The 14866-nt window shown below is 66.7% G+C and carries 14 protein-coding genes and 3 pseudogenes; 6 read left to right on the top strand and 11 right to left on the bottom strand.

The features are described 5' to 3' along the window. Positions 1-345: 345 nt before the first annotated feature. The 5 genes and pseudogenes from ACFVGY_RS36520 to ACFVGY_RS36500 form a co-directional block, all read right to left on the bottom strand. A pseudogene (locus ACFVGY_RS36520) lies at positions 346-687 on the bottom strand (transposase); the annotation flags it as partial. Positions 688-833: 146 nt separating this feature from the next. Further along, the gene (locus ACFVGY_RS36515; RefSeq protein WP_385686514.1) at positions 834-1328 is read right to left on the bottom strand and encodes an RICIN domain-containing protein; all 495 of its coding nucleotides are present in this window, start codon (positions 1326-1328) and stop codon (positions 834-836) included. 343 nt (positions 1329-1671) lie between these two features. After that, complete coding sequence (locus ACFVGY_RS36510; protein WP_385686511.1) at positions 1672-3102, bottom strand: sensor histidine kinase; 1431 nt, start codon at positions 3100-3102, stop codon at positions 1672-1674. Positions 3103-3483: 381 nt separating this feature from the next. Further along, positions 3484-4691, bottom strand: a protein-coding gene (locus ACFVGY_RS36505; protein ID WP_385686508.1) for an IS3 family transposase whose coding sequence is annotated in 2 segments (ribosomal slippage) — positions 3484-4445 and positions 4445-4691 — 1209 coding nt in all. Because the reading frame shifts where the segments join, the coding sequence is not laid out codon by codon here. A gap of 538 nt (positions 4692-5229) precedes the next feature. Further along, positions 5230-6393, bottom strand: coding sequence for an ATP-binding protein (locus tag ACFVGY_RS36500; protein ID WP_385686506.1), 1164 nt, complete (start codon positions 6391-6393; stop codon positions 5230-5232). A 588-nt stretch (positions 6394-6981) separates the two neighbouring features. Between ACFVGY_RS36500 and ACFVGY_RS36495 the strand changes: the two genes are divergently transcribed. Then, positions 6982-7170 (top strand): hypothetical protein, encoded by a 189-nt coding sequence (locus ACFVGY_RS36495; RefSeq protein ID WP_385686504.1) that lies wholly within the window; start codon positions 6982-6984, stop codon positions 7168-7170. A 6-nt stretch (positions 7171-7176) separates the two neighbouring features. Here the strand turns inward: ACFVGY_RS36495 and ACFVGY_RS36490 are convergent. Continuing rightward, a pseudogene (locus ACFVGY_RS36490) lies at positions 7177-7659 on the bottom strand (transposase family protein); the annotation flags it as partial. Here ACFVGY_RS36490 and ACFVGY_RS36485 point away from each other — a divergent pair. Then, complete coding sequence (locus tag ACFVGY_RS36485) at positions 7576-7749, top strand: hypothetical protein (RefSeq protein ID WP_385686517.1); 174 nt, start codon at positions 7576-7578, stop codon at positions 7747-7749. The pseudogene ACFVGY_RS36490 and the gene ACFVGY_RS36485 overlap by 84 nt on opposite strands. Before the next feature lie 46 nt (positions 7750-7795). On the opposite strand, the gene ACFVGY_RS36480 is transcribed toward ACFVGY_RS36485, so the two are convergent. Together ACFVGY_RS36480 and ACFVGY_RS36475 are read right to left on the bottom strand one after the other, a co-directional pair. Continuing rightward, positions 7796-8326: a hypothetical protein gene (locus tag ACFVGY_RS36480; RefSeq protein WP_385686501.1), complete on the bottom strand. Its 531-nt coding sequence runs from the start codon at positions 8324-8326 to the stop codon at positions 7796-7798. Between the two features lie 77 nt (positions 8327-8403). After that, on the bottom strand, positions 8404-9003 hold the full coding sequence (locus ACFVGY_RS36475; protein ID WP_385686498.1) for a hypothetical protein: 600 nt from the start codon (positions 9001-9003) through the stop codon (positions 8404-8406). 308 nt (positions 9004-9311) lie between these two features. Between ACFVGY_RS36475 and ACFVGY_RS36470 the strand changes: the two genes are divergently transcribed. The 4 genes from ACFVGY_RS36470 to ACFVGY_RS36455 all read left to right on the top strand — a co-directional run bounded on the left by ACFVGY_RS36470 (position 9312) and on the right by ACFVGY_RS36455 (position 12895). Beyond that, positions 9312-10037 (top strand): transposase domain-containing protein, encoded by a 726-nt coding sequence (locus ACFVGY_RS36470; RefSeq protein ID WP_385686495.1) that lies wholly within the window; start codon positions 9312-9314, stop codon positions 10035-10037. Between the two features lie 733 nt (positions 10038-10770). Then, entirely contained in the window at positions 10771-11724 is a 954-nt protein-coding gene (locus ACFVGY_RS36465) for an IS481 family transposase (protein WP_385686492.1), read from the top strand. Positions 11725-11873: 149 nt separating this feature from the next. Continuing rightward, positions 11874-12680 carry a helix-turn-helix domain-containing protein gene (locus ACFVGY_RS36460; RefSeq protein ID WP_385686489.1) on the top strand — a complete coding sequence of 269 codons (807 nt, stop codon included), beginning with the start codon at positions 11874-11876 and terminating at the stop codon, positions 12678-12680. Further along, positions 12677-12895, top strand: coding sequence for a hypothetical protein (locus tag ACFVGY_RS36455; protein WP_385686486.1), 219 nt, complete (start codon positions 12677-12679; stop codon positions 12893-12895). Before ACFVGY_RS36460 ends, ACFVGY_RS36455 begins: the two co-directional genes overlap by 4 nt. A gap of 9 nt (positions 12896-12904) precedes the next feature. On the opposite strand, the gene ACFVGY_RS36450 is transcribed toward ACFVGY_RS36455, so the two are convergent. The 3 genes and pseudogenes from ACFVGY_RS36450 to ACFVGY_RS36440 form a co-directional block, all read right to left on the bottom strand. Continuing rightward, the gene (locus ACFVGY_RS36450) at positions 12905-13372 is read right to left on the bottom strand and encodes a DUF3592 domain-containing protein (RefSeq protein ID WP_385686484.1); all 468 of its coding nucleotides are present in this window, start codon (positions 13370-13372) and stop codon (positions 12905-12907) included. Positions 13373-14208: 836 nt separating this feature from the next. Next, a complete protein-coding gene (locus ACFVGY_RS36445) occupies positions 14209-14355 on the bottom strand; it encodes a hypothetical protein (RefSeq protein ID WP_385686481.1) in 147 nt (48 codons plus the stop codon). Between the two features lie 209 nt (positions 14356-14564). Next, positions 14565-14866: pseudogene (locus ACFVGY_RS36440) on the bottom strand (hypothetical protein); the annotation flags it as partial.

The following is a 14866-nucleotide window of genomic DNA, read 5'->3' as shown; positions in this document are numbered from 1 at the left end:
TGGAATCACCACACCAACGACAGGGGCTTCGCCATGTCACCACCACCCCACTGACCAGCGCTTTCACACCTCAGAGACAGGTTGAAAGAGGTTCACTGAAGGGCACGGCAAAGGAAACGGAATCAGGGTGTCCAGTCCGTCTGGCCGTGGGATTAACATGAACGACAACCCCACACGCTGACTCCGTATTCATCGCGGCGCCCCGGGCTGTCTGAGCCGGGCGCCGTTCTTTGGCCAGCCGTTGTCTCGCGGCTTGGCCAATTCCCGCCGAAGCGTGGGACATTGAGCCGCCAAGTTCCCAGGCGGCACTTATTACTGCAATGGTACTGGCCGCTTCATTTGTATCGATCCGCTCTTGCTGCGGTCGGTTGGATTCGGTCCGGCCAGGATCCCCCCTTTGAGAGCCCGGACGCTGACCGAGTCGAAAGCGGGACCAGTCCAGCTCGCCACGCGTGCCGAGTTCGTTGAAGACAACCTGGTGCAGGTGGCCCAGACCCGGTCCTCGCTCCAGCGGGCGAAGCGCCGGTATAAGGTCGGCCAGGCCGGTCCGAACACCGGCGGGATCTGCCGCCAGTGCAGCCCGACGTGACCAGGAACACGATCGCTGTCAGGCACTCCAGCCCACCGACGACCGCCTCCCTGCAGGCGTATCACCACCGTCTCCGGCACAACCCTCGGAATAACCATAATTCAAGCTCGTTGACATCCTGTATGCAGCATCACCGACGATTTCCACCCTGCGCTACTGCGGATTGTCGGGAATTTCTGTTTAATTAACAGACCCTCGGGCGGGGGCACTCGGCCAGGCTTACCTGCGAGCAGTGGCAAATGGATCACGGGTGCCACTGCTGGTTGCTGCCGCCGTTGTACGGAAACTGAACAGCGAAGGCTCCATTCGAGGCACTGTAACCGCCGATCTCAAGAACACGGGCGCTGTGAGCGTTCGAATAGAAGCATGAAAAACCGCGTTCACACAGGATTATGTTCCACTTCTGATTGTTGCCGCCTAGGCAGTCCCACTGCCTGATAGCCGCACCTGGAGCGGTACTCCAGTCCGCAACCTCGAGACATTTTCCACTGTTGCGATTCACGTAGAATCCGTTGACGTAATCCCATTTTTGATTGTTGCCTTCGGTGCAGGCCCACTGCCTCACGGGAGCACCATTGGCAGTGCTCCAGTCGGCAACCTCGAGGCATTTACCACTATGTTGATTAACAAACCGATCAATCTTTGGCAATTCAGAGGTCGCATTGGCTGGCGCCAAGGAGAGACCTAGCGTCGCGAGCAGAATGCCACTTATGGCAATCGCCCTCTTAATTATGCGCATCCCCCACCTTCTCGTGTGCGTAGCGTCGCATGTGGAGCACATTTGATCACTGTGCCCTCGATACGATCAAGGCGGTAAGGCAGGCTGAGCGGATTCACGAAGCGTCGCTGGCTGAAAATAAGTGCTGCCGTCAGCAAGCGGATCGATGGGAGTACTGCACGGTAGGGCAATCATCTCGTTCAGCAGCATCGGTCGCTGTTGGCCGAAAATGCCCTGGCGACAACCGGGCGGCTCTTCGGCAGGCCTCCCTCGGCCGACACCGAATCCAACTTCAGAGCAGGGGCTGCGATATTCATTCAGATGAACTGCTGCTATCTCTCGTCCGGAGACGGGCGGCCGCTTTTCAGTGCCCCGAAGGCTCAACGCCAGGTGGCGGAGTCGGTGCTCCTGGAATACGCACGGTGGCCACGGTGCCGCCCCCCTGGGCATTCTGAAGATCCACTTTCCCTCCTGCCTGCGTTACCACGTGGGAGACGATCGACAGACCGAGACCACTGCCTGGTAGACTGCGCGCCGACGGCGAACGCCAGAACCGCTCAAATACATAGAGCAGGTCTTGCTCCGGAATTCCTGGACCGTGATCACGTACCTGTAGCGTGCCGCCTCGAAGGCTTATCGCCACCTCACCGCCAGGAGGAGAGAATTTTACGGCGTTGTCTAGAAGGTTCACAATCGCGCGTTCCAGCGCATGTCGTTCGGCACGTACATACCACGGCTCCAGGGCGTCCACAAAACTCAGGTTGGGGCCCCTGAGGCGCGACCTTCTCAGAGCGCTCGCGGCGATTTCATGCAGAGGCTCGACCTGGAGGGTTCGGTGCGCGCTCCGCCCTTCCTGCCGCGAGAGTTCCTGCAGGTCGGTGACGAGCGAGGACAGCTCTGTAATCTGTTCCGTGATGGAGTCCAGGAGTTCGGTGCGCATCGTCGACGGCAGGACTCGCCCTGAGTTTTCGCTTCGGATCAGCAGCTCGATGTTTGTACGCAGAGATGTGAGCGGGGTACGCAGCTCATGCCCGGCGTCTGCAATCAGTTGTTGCTGCCGGTCACGGGATTCAGCCAGCGCTGTGGTCATCGAGTTGAACGAGCGCGCCAGACGGTTGATCTCGTCCTCCCCGGAAACGGGGATCTGAGTGGATAGGTCGTCAGTATCCGCGATGTGTTCGACGGTCTGCGTGAGCCGTTCAATGGGGCGAAGGCCGGCGCGAGCAATAGCGAGCCCCGCGGTGGCCGCCCCGACTACGCCGAACCCGGCGACGCCAAAGAGGAGCAAAGCGAGGGTCTCAAGCGGTTCGTCGACGACCGTCAGTGGCTGCGCGATCGAGATAGCGATGGACCTACTCGCCCAACCTGGTGTGGCGGTCTCCTTCGAGGTGGCCACACGCATGACCACACCGTCCTCGGCTTCGGAGTCATGCAGGGCTGAGCTCTTCAGTCCGCGAGCCACGGCGACGTCGTCGGCAAGAACCTTGATCGTCGACTTACCGGGAGCCGTACAGACCGTGCCGTCCGCAGTGACGACCTGAATCGTGTACGGAGTCGGGCTGCTATCGCTTGTGCCTGCCCCTGTTTGTTGGGTGCCACACGTACGCAATAGGGCCTGCACGTATCCGGGTGAGGCCTGGACGTTGGTCAGGTTGTTGTCTAGTTGGTTGGTGAGTTGCTGCTGTGTGACAGCCCAGCAGGCGATCGCCGCACCCGTCACCGCGATGGCCACGGCGACGGCGGCAAGCAGGGCAAGCCTCGACCGCAGCGACATGTGCGTGAAGTTTCTGGTCAAAGTACTCGCTCCAGCATGAATTCCGGTTGTCGACTGTTACGTCAGGTGCGATCGCCTGGTGGACGCACCGCTGCGAGTGTCATGGTGCGTTACGAAGATGAGAAGAGACTGAGCGTGACCATGCTTCGTCGGCCGAGAGTGGCTTTACTCACGGGCTGCGAGTGGGTGTTAAGTCCGATCTTCCCCGGTTCGTGATCGCTCGATCGTGGTACTGGATCGCAGTACGGGGCACGGGGTGGCCATGTCCGTGCCGAGATGCCGGCGTGAACTATCAGAGGACGTTAAGTCCGTTTCTGGTAGCAGCCTCGTCCGGGCTGGGTGAGGAAGCCTTGGCGGGTGAGGCGTCCGATGAGGTTGATCCCGGGGAGTGGACACCGGTTTTCATGCAGCGAGTGACAGCGTACGTGATGTGATCAGTTGCTGTTCGAACTCGGCTGGTGTGAGGTAGCCGAGGGCGGAGTGCCGACGGCGCCGGTTGTAGTACGACAGCCAGCGGAACACCTCGAGCCGTGTCTGCGCCTTCGAGGTCCAGCGTCTTCCGTGAAGCAGTTCTCGTTTGAGGCCCTGGAAGAACGACTCAGCGAGGGCGTTGTCGTAGCTCGAGCCGACGCGGCCCATGCTGCGGCGGATGCCGTGCCGGCTGCAGACCTCGGCGAAGGCGGCCGCGCTGTACTGCGCGCCCCTGTCGGTGTGGAACACGACGCCGTCCACCTGGCCGCCGCGGGCGGCCACGGCCATCTCGATCGCGTCGGTGACCAGCGAGGTGCGCATGTGATCGGCGATCGACCAGCCCACCACCTTCCTCGAGCAGATGTCGATCACCGTGGCGAGGTAGAGCCAGCTCGCGCCGACGGCTATGTAGGTGATGTCGCCGCACCACCTGGTGTTCAGCGTGTCCGCGGTGAAGTCGCGCATCACCAGGTCCGGCACGGGCGGCGCGGCCTTGTCCGGGATCGTCGTCCGCTTCGTCTTCCGCAGGTGCCGGCCGACGATGTGGTTGACCCGCATCAGCCGGGTCACACGCTTGCGGTTGATCCGCTGCCCCCTCGCCCGCAGCTCAGCGTGGACGCGCGGGGCACCATAGGCGCCATCGTGCTCGGCGTGGATGGTTCGGATCTCGCTCACGGTCCGCTTCTCCTCGGCCTGGCGCTCGGCGCGGGCCTGCCCGGTGGCCAGATGGCGGTAGAAGCCGGCGCGGGACGCTCCGAGCACCCGGCAGATCCGCTTGACGCCGAAGTCGGCGCGGTTGTCGGAGATGAAGTCCCAGCGGTGAGGGCTCACTTCACCTCCCGTGCGAAATAGACCGCTGCCCGGCGCAGGATCTCCCGCTCGAGGTGCCACTCTTTCTCGGCCTTCAGCAGCCGGGCGTTCTCCGCCCGAAGCCAGGCCAGCTCATCCGCCTCGCCGCCCGTGTCACAGCGCCCGGGCACGGCCTGGGCCTCGTCCTTGCGCACCCACATCCGCAGCGACTCTGCGGTGATGCCGAGATCCGCGGCTACCGCCGCGTAGGTCCTCTTCCCGGCAGCCGCACGGTAGAGAGCGACCGCGTCCTTCCTGAACTCCTCCGGATACGGAGACCTGCGTCCCACCTGGACATCCCTCCCTGGACCATCAAGATCCATTGTCAGGGTGTCCACTCCAAAGGATCAGCCTCATCCACTCCTTTCCCCCAGCGGCCCGTATCTTCAACCAACGGCCCGTCCTTCGGCTGCACCTCCCGGCACGAAGGGAGGGCCACATGCCGATTCCGCCCTCGTTCGGTCGAGGCGTGAGCAGCAGCGACCGGGAACAGGCGGATTCATCCCGTACCCACACCATCAGGCGACGCCAGAACCGGCCGAAGGCTCATCACGAACCGCCCTCTGAGGGGCCTCCTCTCGCGCCTCCTCCAGGGTCGGCCAGGCCAGCCCGGGCGGCCCGTTCCCGGCAGGAGATCCGTCGCAATCACCCATCCGAGGGGCGCAGCGGGGCCGTCAGGAGCGGTCTGGGGCCCGGCTGCGGCAATGTGACGGCATGCGCCGCTGGTCCCTGCCTCTGCTCCTTTCTGAACGCCGGTCGAGCGTCTGCATCCTGCCGGCGCCCTGCCGGTCCCGTTTCCGTGGACCAGCAGGGCGGTTCGTTGTTTGGTCAGTCCCGGCGGGCACCCTGGACGATCTGGTCGATGACGGCTGCGGCCCTCTCCGGGTCTTCCTTCAGCCACCTGCCGAGATAATCCTGAACAGCCTGTCCGACGCAGTAGCGCACTTCGGAGTTGCCCAGCACGCCGCGCGTGGCGCCCTCGAACTCGGGGCGGTCCAGCTTCACCGACACGACCGCCGTCAGGCCGTCGCCGATCCGATCGGCACCAAGGTCGGGGTCCGTGGATGTCAGCAGCCCCTGCTCCCGCGCGTACGCGGTGACCGCGGCCGCCACCCCGTCGCGGAATCCCACCGTGTGCGTGCCGCCGACGGTGGGCCGACTGTTGGCGAAGCTCTGCACCTGCCCCTCAGAGCAGCTGCACCAGCGGAAGGCGGCCTCCATCACTCCCTCCATCCGAGGGTCCTCTCGCTCGAAGGCGATGGTGTCCATGGGGGCGGACGCCGCTGTGTGGCCGTCGAGGAAGTCGACGAAGTCCCTCGTACCGCCCGGGAAACGGAGCCGCACCGAACGGGACTCATCGGGGCGGCGCAGGTCGGTCAGCGAGATTTTTAGGCCATCGTTCAGGAAAGCCAGTTCTCTGAACCGCTCCTCCAGTCCGTCGAACGAGAACTCCGCGGCTCCGAAGATGTCGGCGTCGGGCCAGAAGGTAATAGTGGTCCCGCTTCCGGTCGCCGTCCCCACCTTGGTGAGCGGGGTGATGGCCACGCCGCGCGCGTACTCCTGGACCCATCGGACTCCCTCGCGCCGCACCTCGGCCGTCATCCGGCGCGACAGTGCATTCACCACGGCGGGCCCCACTCGGCAGAAGCCGATCGTCACGTCGTGGCGGTCTCCGGTCCTCACCCCGGCGTGCATTTGGGTGAGCAGGGCTTCGAGCCCGGGACCGTCGGCGCCCTTCGTCTCGTCGATGGGAACGCCCGGCCCGTCGTCGGCGACACGCACGCCGCCGTCGGGCGTCAGAGTGATGTCGACGGAGGCGGCACGGCCGGCCAGAACCTCGTTCACCGCCCGGTCCGCGACCTCGAACACCATCTGACGTAGGCCGCGTTCACTCGTCGAGCCGACGTACATCCCGGGCCGCTTCCGAACAGCGTCCCACCCCTCCAACACCTGGATGTGGCTGGCGTCGTACCTGGTGTCTTCCTCGCTCACGATGTCCCCTCCGATGATGTCGAGCAGAACCTCCCAGGTTAGATAGATCCCAGGAAAACACCAGGTCAAAGGCGTTTCTCTGATGCCGCTGGCGGACGCGTGAGCGGCTGTCCGGAGGCAGCCGGCCCGGAGGTCGCGAACCGGCGCCGGGTTGCGGCTACGGCCCCATCGAGGGCTTGAACGGCACCATTACCAGCAACCCCCAAGGCCCAGTTTCAACTTCGACAGGATCCTCCCCTGGCCGGCACCTACCCCGGGCAACAATCCGGCTCCCGGGAGCCACCAAGGTCCCGTCTACTCCTCGTCGTCCTCGTCGAACCCGGCGACATTCGGGTCACGCAGGGGCCGCAGGCCGCCACGTCGCGCAGATGCTGCTCGTCCGGTGATGGCGCAGACCACTGCGTGCGCCGAGGCGCCCCTGTAGGCGTTCTCCGACCTGACGATCGAGCAGGTCCGCGGCAAGGCCTGCGTCGCCTGCGGCACGCTGCTCGGCGTCGGCGCCGTCTACCGCGGCATGTTGCTCGGCCACGATGGCGCGATGCTCCTCGACGCCGACGTCTGGTCCTGCCCGCGCCCGGCGGCCGGCCGATGAGCCCGGCGGGACAGTTCTGCGCCGTCTGCGACCAGCTGATCCGCGGCGACGAGGGGATCCGGATCGTCGGGCACTCGGCATCGGCCGCCCGCCCTGACCACTGGGTGCACGCCGTCTGCGACCGCGACGGGCGCCCCGCCCGGCTGCTGAAGCCCAGGCCGCGCCAAGCGACGGGGACCCAGTGAGCGTCTTCAGTGTTGCAACTCCAGTGTGAGGACCGCCTTGGCGATTGACGTCATACGGTGGGGGCTGCAACGGGATCTGCGGAAGATCCGCCAGGCCTTCAAGCGGGCGCCGCCCGCGTTCGACGGGTACGCGTGCCGCGGCACGGTTGCGGGTCTTGTCGGTGGGAGTAAGTTCCTCGAGGGGCCTGCGCTTGATGCCGGTGGTCAACCACGGGCCGACGCCCTGGCAGGCGAGATCGGCCACGATGGGAACGCCCTGGCGCTCGCAGATGCGGATGATCTGGTGGGTGCGGGCGGCGGTCAGGTCGTGGGTGCGGCCCGGCAAAGCGGGCGAGAGCCAGCCCGGCCGTCGCCGACCCGGTCGCACTCGGCGAGGGTGCCGTCGAGTAGGACGAAGTCGGGGTCATGCTCGCGCAGCGTCTTGAGCAGACCTGGGGCACGTGCGGCGAGAAGGTCGACGACCGTCGTGGTGTAGGCGTGGGCGGTGGACGAGCCGCCGGCACCCTCCTGCGCGGCTTCTACAACGCCAACCGCATCATCGACGGCCCCGAAGACGGCTTCATCGTGAAGATCAGCTGATCCTGTGCAGAGACGGGCCCGGCAAAGCTGCACACCGGGCCCGCCCTCATCCGGCCTTCGGCCAGAAATCGATCACGTACCGCTCCACTCCATACGCCGTGCCCTCGTCACGCGTCACACGCTCGACCTCAGCCCGGCCCACGACCTGAACACGAACCCTCCACCTTCCCGCCCGCCCCAGCCGGATCAGCTCCTGCGAACGGCCCGCCCCCCAGACCGCGACATCACCAGAGACGGACTCGTAGTCGACCTCCGCCTGCTCATCCCACTCCCCCTCATCAGCATCAGGCCGAGCGTCCCAGACTCTCGCCGTCACCGCGGCAGTGTGCGTGTGACCGGCACTGAACACGTCAAACCGACGCACGTGCTCCTGCAGGAAGACACCCCACCTGAAGTCGTCAGGAAACGGCACCGGCACCACACTGTCATCCGACTCCTGAAAACCAAGGGACCGGAACTCAACCCGCCCCTCCAGCTCCTGCTCCCCCAACAGAACGGCCACTTGCCCCTCCGCCTCCTCCCACCGCTGACACACAGTCCCCACGACCGTAGAACACACATCCGCGATATCCAGCAAGGACAGGCCACCACAAGTCCTTCGGTCAGGTTGGTCCATCCCGCAGCCCCATGGGTCCGGGGCGGTCGGCCGTCAGATCAGTAGCTGTACGGACTCCAGCGGCCAAAACGAGAGAGCAGCGTGCGGGTCTGGCTGGCGTTCAGGCCCAGGGCCGAGGCAACCTGCTCGGGGTCTTGGTCCAAGGATTCGTGGGCTGCGGTGTAGCCGACTCGGCCAGCAAGGGTTTCCAGGCGGCGGGCGGCCCGCAACGCGGCCACCGGCGAGTCCTTCGCCAACTGTTCGATGGCCAGTTCCACGTCGTCCAGCAGGGTCTCCAGCTCGGCCGGGAGCGCGACGGCCCGTCGGCCGACGTCGGTGATGTGCCGGTCGAAGTCGTCCTGGCAGCGGTCCGCGTCGTCCAGACCGGCCTGGCGAAGCTCGGCCTCGCCGATCGCCTCCCAGTCCAGCCGGTGCTCCGGTCCTGCCCACCCGCACGAGCACACCGCGCGGAAGCAGGCGGCGCGGGGGGCGTTCGGCCAGCGGCCGTCGTACACGCTCCAGTGGGTGACCGTCTGGCCGCCGGGGCCGGAGGCGGCGTCGAAGTACACCGGCCCCGGGACGTTGCCGTCGGCGAGCCGCACCCCCACCCGCCCTCGATGGGAGGCGCCGAACTCGTCCGACTCCCAGGTCTGATCCATGCGTGATCCTTCCGCTCGACGTGCCCGGGCCACCGGGCCGGCAGCACGACCATCGCTCACCCGGCCTCCGCACGGCAGGGCAATCGTCGAAAACCCTCCCTGCGGGCCCCTGCCCGGTGTTCGGCCGGGGGTAGTCGGTCAGCAGCCTTCCGCGAGCGGATGTGCCGGGTATGCCAAGAGCCGGGCCCTCTAGGGGCAACGCCGTTCAGTAGGCGTGGTGGCTGTTGGTCAAGGCTGGGAACAAGGCAGGGGAGCTGCTGTAGAAGAGGTCTGTCCTCCAAGACATCCTCACTACAGGAGCTCCGCTGTTGGAACAGGCTGCCATAACGGGGACGGCCGGGGTAGCGGCCGGGGTGTTCGCGCCGGGTCATATCGGTGAGCTGACCCGGATCGTGCCGTTCGAGATGGTCGACGAGGTGCTGGCGGAGACCGGTGCGGTGCAGCGAAGGGTCCGGCTGGTGCCGGCGCGGGTCACGGTGTATTTGCTGCTGGCCGGAGCGCTCTTCGCCGGGCTGGGCTATCGACAGGTCTTCGACCGGTTGTGCTCCGGGCTCCCGGGCCTGGGACCTGTCCGGCCCAGCGGCAGTGCCCTGCGCCAGGCCCGTCAGCGGCTGGGTCCGGCACCGATGAAAGCGTTGTTCGACCTGGTGAGGGGCCCTGCGGCCACGACCGCAGCCGCCGGGCGGTGGCGGGGACTGAGGGTGGTCGCGGTCGACGGCACCTTGCTGCCGGTCCCGGACTGTCCTGCCAACCTCACGGTGTTCACCCGGCAGCGGCTCGGCAACGGGACCTCGGGCTACCCGCAACTGCGTCTGGCCGCGCTGGTGGCCTGCGGGACCCGCTCGGTGATCGGGGCCGTGTTCGGTCCGGCCACGATCGGTGAGCTGGAGTACGCCCGCCCCCGGACCGCATCGTCAAACGCGCGATCGCCAGTACAACGCACGCGGACCCGCCATCGACCGGACCACCTACAAAGCCACCATCAACATCAACATGCTCATGAGCAGCCCTTGACGCCTCCGCCCCCGCCCTAAACTGAACGGCGTTGCCTCTAGGGGGCGCCGGCTCTTCTGGGCAGTCTCGCGCGCCAGCACGATCGTGCGGTTTTCCCTGGTGATGCCGCGGTTGGAACCAATAGCAATCAGGGTTGCCGAAGGAATCCTTCGGCGGCGTGTGGATGTTTGCAGTCGGGCGCCAGGGAGGGCAAGCACTGTGGGACGAAGTCGAGCCAATCCGCCGATGGTTGACCACTTAGGGTGACAGTCCGGGCCGGAAGGGCGGCTGCGGGTTACTGTCCGCGCAGATGACCGACCGCCGCATCACTCGGACGAGTGTATTCGGCGGGTTGGGCACAACTGCACCGAGTGGGACCGGCGTGAGCAAACCGGCGCGCACGGTCACAGAGGGCGCATGGGGAGTGGCAGGATTCCCTCGTCGCGCGGCGGCGCCAGACGCTACGGGACGAGCAAGCCGCATGGAACCAAAGGGACTTCGCGCCCCCGATGCGGTGTCGGGCGCGAGCCGGACACCGCCTGAGCCCATCAGGGATGAAACGATGAACGAACCCACACCCGACCGACGGCAGAACCCGACCGGGAACGCCGTCGCGGTCGCCGTCTCCACCCTCTGCGCCACCGCCCTAGCTGTTCTGTCCCGGGAGGTTGTGGACGGGTGATGCAGGTCTCGGTTGAGGGATCTTGAAATGGGTGAGGGCCTTCTGGCCTGGTGTGGATTGCGACATCTGCACCGGCGACCAGAAAGGCCCTCGTGCCCCACCGTAATGCACCCCTGACCGAGACCGGACGCCTGCGCCTGGCCCGCTGCGTGGTCGAGGACGGCTGGCCGCTGCGTCGGGCCGCCGAACGCTTCCAGGTCTCACCCATGACCGCCCGGCGGTGGGCCGACCGCTACCGGGCATCCGGCCAGGCCGGCATGTCCGACCGCTCCAGCCGACCACACCTCAGCCCGCGCCGGACACCGACCCGGACCGAGCGCCGGATCATCAAGGTCCGCCTCGCCCGCCGGTGGGGACCCGCCCGCATCGCCCACCTGCTGCACCTGGTGCCCTCCACCGTGCACCGCGTCCTGACCCGCTTCGGGCTGGCCCGCCTGAGCCATCTGGACCGGGCTACCGGTCGTGTCATACGCCGCTACGAACGCGAGAAGCCCGGCGAGCTCGTCCACGTGGACATCAAGAAGCTCGGGAACATCCCCGACGGCGGCGGCCACAAGACACTCGGCCGTCAGGCCGGCCGAAAGAACCGTGCCAACGTCGGCTACAGCTACATCCACACCGCCGTCGACGACCACTCCCGCCTCGCCTACAGCGAGATCCTGGCCGACGAGAAGAAGGAAACTGCCACAGCCTTCTGGCAGCGGGCCCACGCCTACTTCACCCGGGCCGGGATCACCGTCGAACGGGTCCTGACCGACAACGGCTCGTGCTACAAGTCGCACGCCTGGCGCGACACGCTGGCGGCGGCCGGGATCACCCACAAGCGAACCCGGCCCTACCGGCCCCAGACCAACGGCAAGGTCGAACGCCTCAACCGCACCCTGCTGGACGAATGGGCCTACGCCCGCCCCTACCGGTCAGAGCAGGAACGACGCGACGCGTTCCCCCAGTGGCTGCACTCCTACAATCACCACCGCGGACACACCGCGCTCGCAGGCAAACCACCCGCCAGCCGCGTCCCCAACCTCACTGGGCAATACACCTAGCCGCCACCGGCACCCCGATCGCCGACACCCTGCTCCTGGTGGCCGGCGCCGGCGCGGCCGGCGCGCTCTCCGGACGCCTCAGCAGCGACAGGCCCGTACGCGAGGTGATCAGAAGCCTCCTGAACTCCCCCAGCTGAGGACAACCAGACGTGGGCCGGCCCGAGCAGACGGTGCCGCACCCCACCCGCGCCCTGGGGCGTCTCGCCCTGGGGCTCCGGGCCGCGCGGCAGACAGCGGACCTCACCTACCACCAACTGGCCGCCACGACCCCCGGCTTCAGCCGCCCGACGCTGCAACGCGCCGAATCCGGCAGGAAGCTGCCGACCAAGGACACCGTCACCGTGTACGCGCTGGCCTGCGGCATCGATACCGGCCCGCTGCTTGCACTGTGGGAGATAGCCAGAGCCAAAGAACGTGCCGCCCGTCCCGGCACCCCGGCACCCGACGTCCGGCAGATCCGGGACGAGGCCGGCGCCCCGTCGTACGGGGAGATCGAAAAGCGCACCCGGGACGCCGCCGACGTCGTCATCACCCGGAAGACTGCGCACCGAGTCCTCTCCCGGCAGCGATTTCCCAGCTCTCGGGAGCAGTTGCGGACGCTCCTCACCCCCCTCGGGGTCCCGGCTGCCGATCACGAGGACTGGCTGCGGGCCTGGTCACGCGTCGACCGCCGCCTGCAGTCAGACCGACGCGCGGCCAGCAAGAAGGAAAGAAAGGACCGGCTGCAACGCCGGATCACACGCGCCAGACAAACCCCGCCCTGCGACGACAGGCACCCGCGCCCTGCCCGCCAACCGGACCCACGACGTCGGCAAGATCCTGCACCTCGAAGAGCTCACCGGGCTCGGCTCGGCACAGGAGGAAGCCGGCCGTGCGCTGCTGCTGAGCCGCGGTTTCCCACCTGCCCTGGCCCCGGTTCGCCGCCACCCACGCCGGCTGGGACGACCCAGTGGTGACCACCGAGGACCCTTTCGTCAGCACGGCCGACAAAGCGTGGAAGGACAAGCGTGTCCCCGACCTCGAGGACAGGCTCGTAAGGATGCTGGCCGGGGCGGCGTCGCAGCGGGAGCCCTGGGAGGAGTACCTCGCGCTCGACGACCTGCTGACCCGGCTCGGGGCGGGCGCCGGCCATCGCCTGGCTTTCCAGTCGTCGTTCCCGGTGCACGCCTGACCCCGAGGTTCAGAGCCCCTGCACGTACAGGGCCCCTGCGCAGAAGCCCAGCCCCAGCACCATGAAAAGCGCACCCGTCGCGACGACGGCCCGCCACAGGCCGCTGCCCTGGGCGGGGAGCGTCCAGCGGGAGGGGTCCGCCGGGTCGTAGCGGACCTCGACCCGTGAGCCGACGCGAAGGGTCTTGTGGCGAGGGCGGCCTATGTTCGACGTAGTCTCCATGGGCCGGTCGTCGGCCGTGGTCCAGGCGATGACCGGGCGGTACACCGTGGTCCCGGTGCTCCTGAACGTGAGCGACGCCTCCGACTGCCCCTCCAGCTGCATCGGTGCGAGGCGGGTGACCACACCCTGCGCTGTCATGCCCTTGCGGAGCAGGTGATCGTTCTTCCGGACCTCGCGGTATCCCGCTATGCCGATGGCGGCACCAACCAGGGTGAAGATCAGGGAGAAGAGCCAGAGGGCCAGGTAAGGGGACATGAGACCTGTTTCGGTTTGGCGGCGGCCCGAAGGCTGCGGCGCCGGCGTACCACGTTGATATCGGCGACGTTCTCCTGCCGTCAGTCGGTTCCGGCGGAAGCAGGGCGGACGGACCCGAAGTCCCCGCCACAGTCAAGCGCTGAGGCCGTCGCGGGCGAAGGCTGGCCACCTCGGGTCGCCGCTCTTGCCCTCGGTCGCCGGGAGCCCGTACACGCGTACCTGCTCGTAGGTGAGCAGTACTGGTGAAGAGGCAGTGTTCCAACCCTGCGCTATTCGTTTGGACTGCGCACCACCTTGTCCCTTGCCTCAGGTGAGACCTTGAGGATCGCTGGCGGCCGGGTTAGCGTTCGGGGATCTGCCAAGACCAGCACCTTCAGGAAGTCGACATGCCTCGCCGGACACCGGGCGAGATCAGGTCTCAGCTGCTGCTTCGGGACACGAGGCATGCCAGACGGTCCGTCATACCGGGGCTGTCTGCATCGGCAAACCGACAGATTTTCCAGTTCGAGCGCGAGCGCGGTCTGTCCAGAGGTGATGTCGCGCTCGCGTTCCAACGCTGGACTCTGCGGGCCGGTCGACCCCGTAGTGCTGAAGAGTGGCACTACGGATACTCAGACGTCCCAACCGGGCATATCCGCACGCTGCTCGAAGTGGCGGCATGGAACCTGCGGGCTCGGGCTCGACGAGAGCTGCGAGCCGCGCTGGACCCTGTCGACGCACGCGTCCTCAATCGGACGGTTAACGACCCTTTCGCCCCAGAACATCTGCACTGGTGGCTCCGGCGTATCGAGATCTGAGGCAGCCAGCATGCGCCTGACCCCGCCAAACCCATCGGACTATCCGTCTCCATCCTCCTGACAGGCGGCGAGATGGTCGGCCCAGTCGTCCTGTACGAAGCGGGCCCACCGGTGTGCGGTGCTGGCGCCGACGCCGAACAGGTTGCTGACCACGGTCGGTGGGAGCTCGGCCACGGCTTCGATCACGGCGGTGTTCCGGGCGCTGAGCTTGTTCTTTATGGTCTGACCTCGAACGATGCCCCGAACGCGTTCGCCCGTAGGTGGATTCCGGGGACGCGGACACGGCCTTCGCCTGATCCTGTGCTCCGCCCAAAGAGGCACTTGACCAGCACGAAGGCCGTGGGGGAATGAGCCTGCTCCATCAGGATGGCCAGCGGGATGCGTTCGCTGTGGCGTCACACCTCCGGGAGGACTTCTATGAATGTCTGACCAGGCGGCGCGATGGCATCGGTGTAGTCGATGCCGGTGCCGGCGTTGCTACCCGCGCCACGCAAGATGGCGTCACCGGTGTCCTGTACCCGAGCGGTGCCAGGGCTGCCATCACCACGGCGTCGTACGCCCGTATGGGCTTGCCCGCCGCCGCTGGCTTCCGCTCGTCCTGTCTGAGAAGGCTTCCGCTTTCCGTTCAGTGGGCTTGGCCAGTCGAACAGGGTTCCTGTTCGGGTGATCGTCGCGGGGGTGGTGCATGAAGGAAGGG

The organism is Streptomyces sp. NPDC127106 (assembly GCF_042677605.1).
Classification (GTDB): Bacteria; Actinomycetota; Actinomycetes; order Streptomycetales; family Streptomycetaceae; genus Streptomyces.
This window is presented reverse-complemented; position numbering and strand designations above follow the sequence as displayed.

Bases quoted from the DNA above. Each gene is read 5' to 3' on its own strand.
- ACFVGY_RS36485 (WP_385686517.1), top strand. From the start codon at position 7,576: ATGCTCGCGCAGCGTCTTGAGCAGACCTGGGGCACGTGCGGCGAGAAG.
- ACFVGY_RS36475 (WP_385686498.1), bottom strand. From the start codon at position 9,003: ATGGATCAGACCTGGGAGTCGGACGAGTTCGGCGCCTCCCATCGAGGG.
- ACFVGY_RS36515 (WP_385686514.1), bottom strand. From the start codon at position 1,328: ATGCGCATAATTAAGAGGGCGATTGCCATAAGTGGCATTCTGCTCGCG.
- ACFVGY_RS36450 (WP_385686484.1), bottom strand. From the start codon at position 13,372: ATGTCCCCTTACCTGGCCCTCTGGCTCTTCTCCCTGATCTTCACCCTG.
- ACFVGY_RS36495 (WP_385686504.1), top strand. From the start codon at position 6,982: ATGAGCCCGGCGGGACAGTTCTGCGCCGTCTGCGACCAGCTGATCCGC.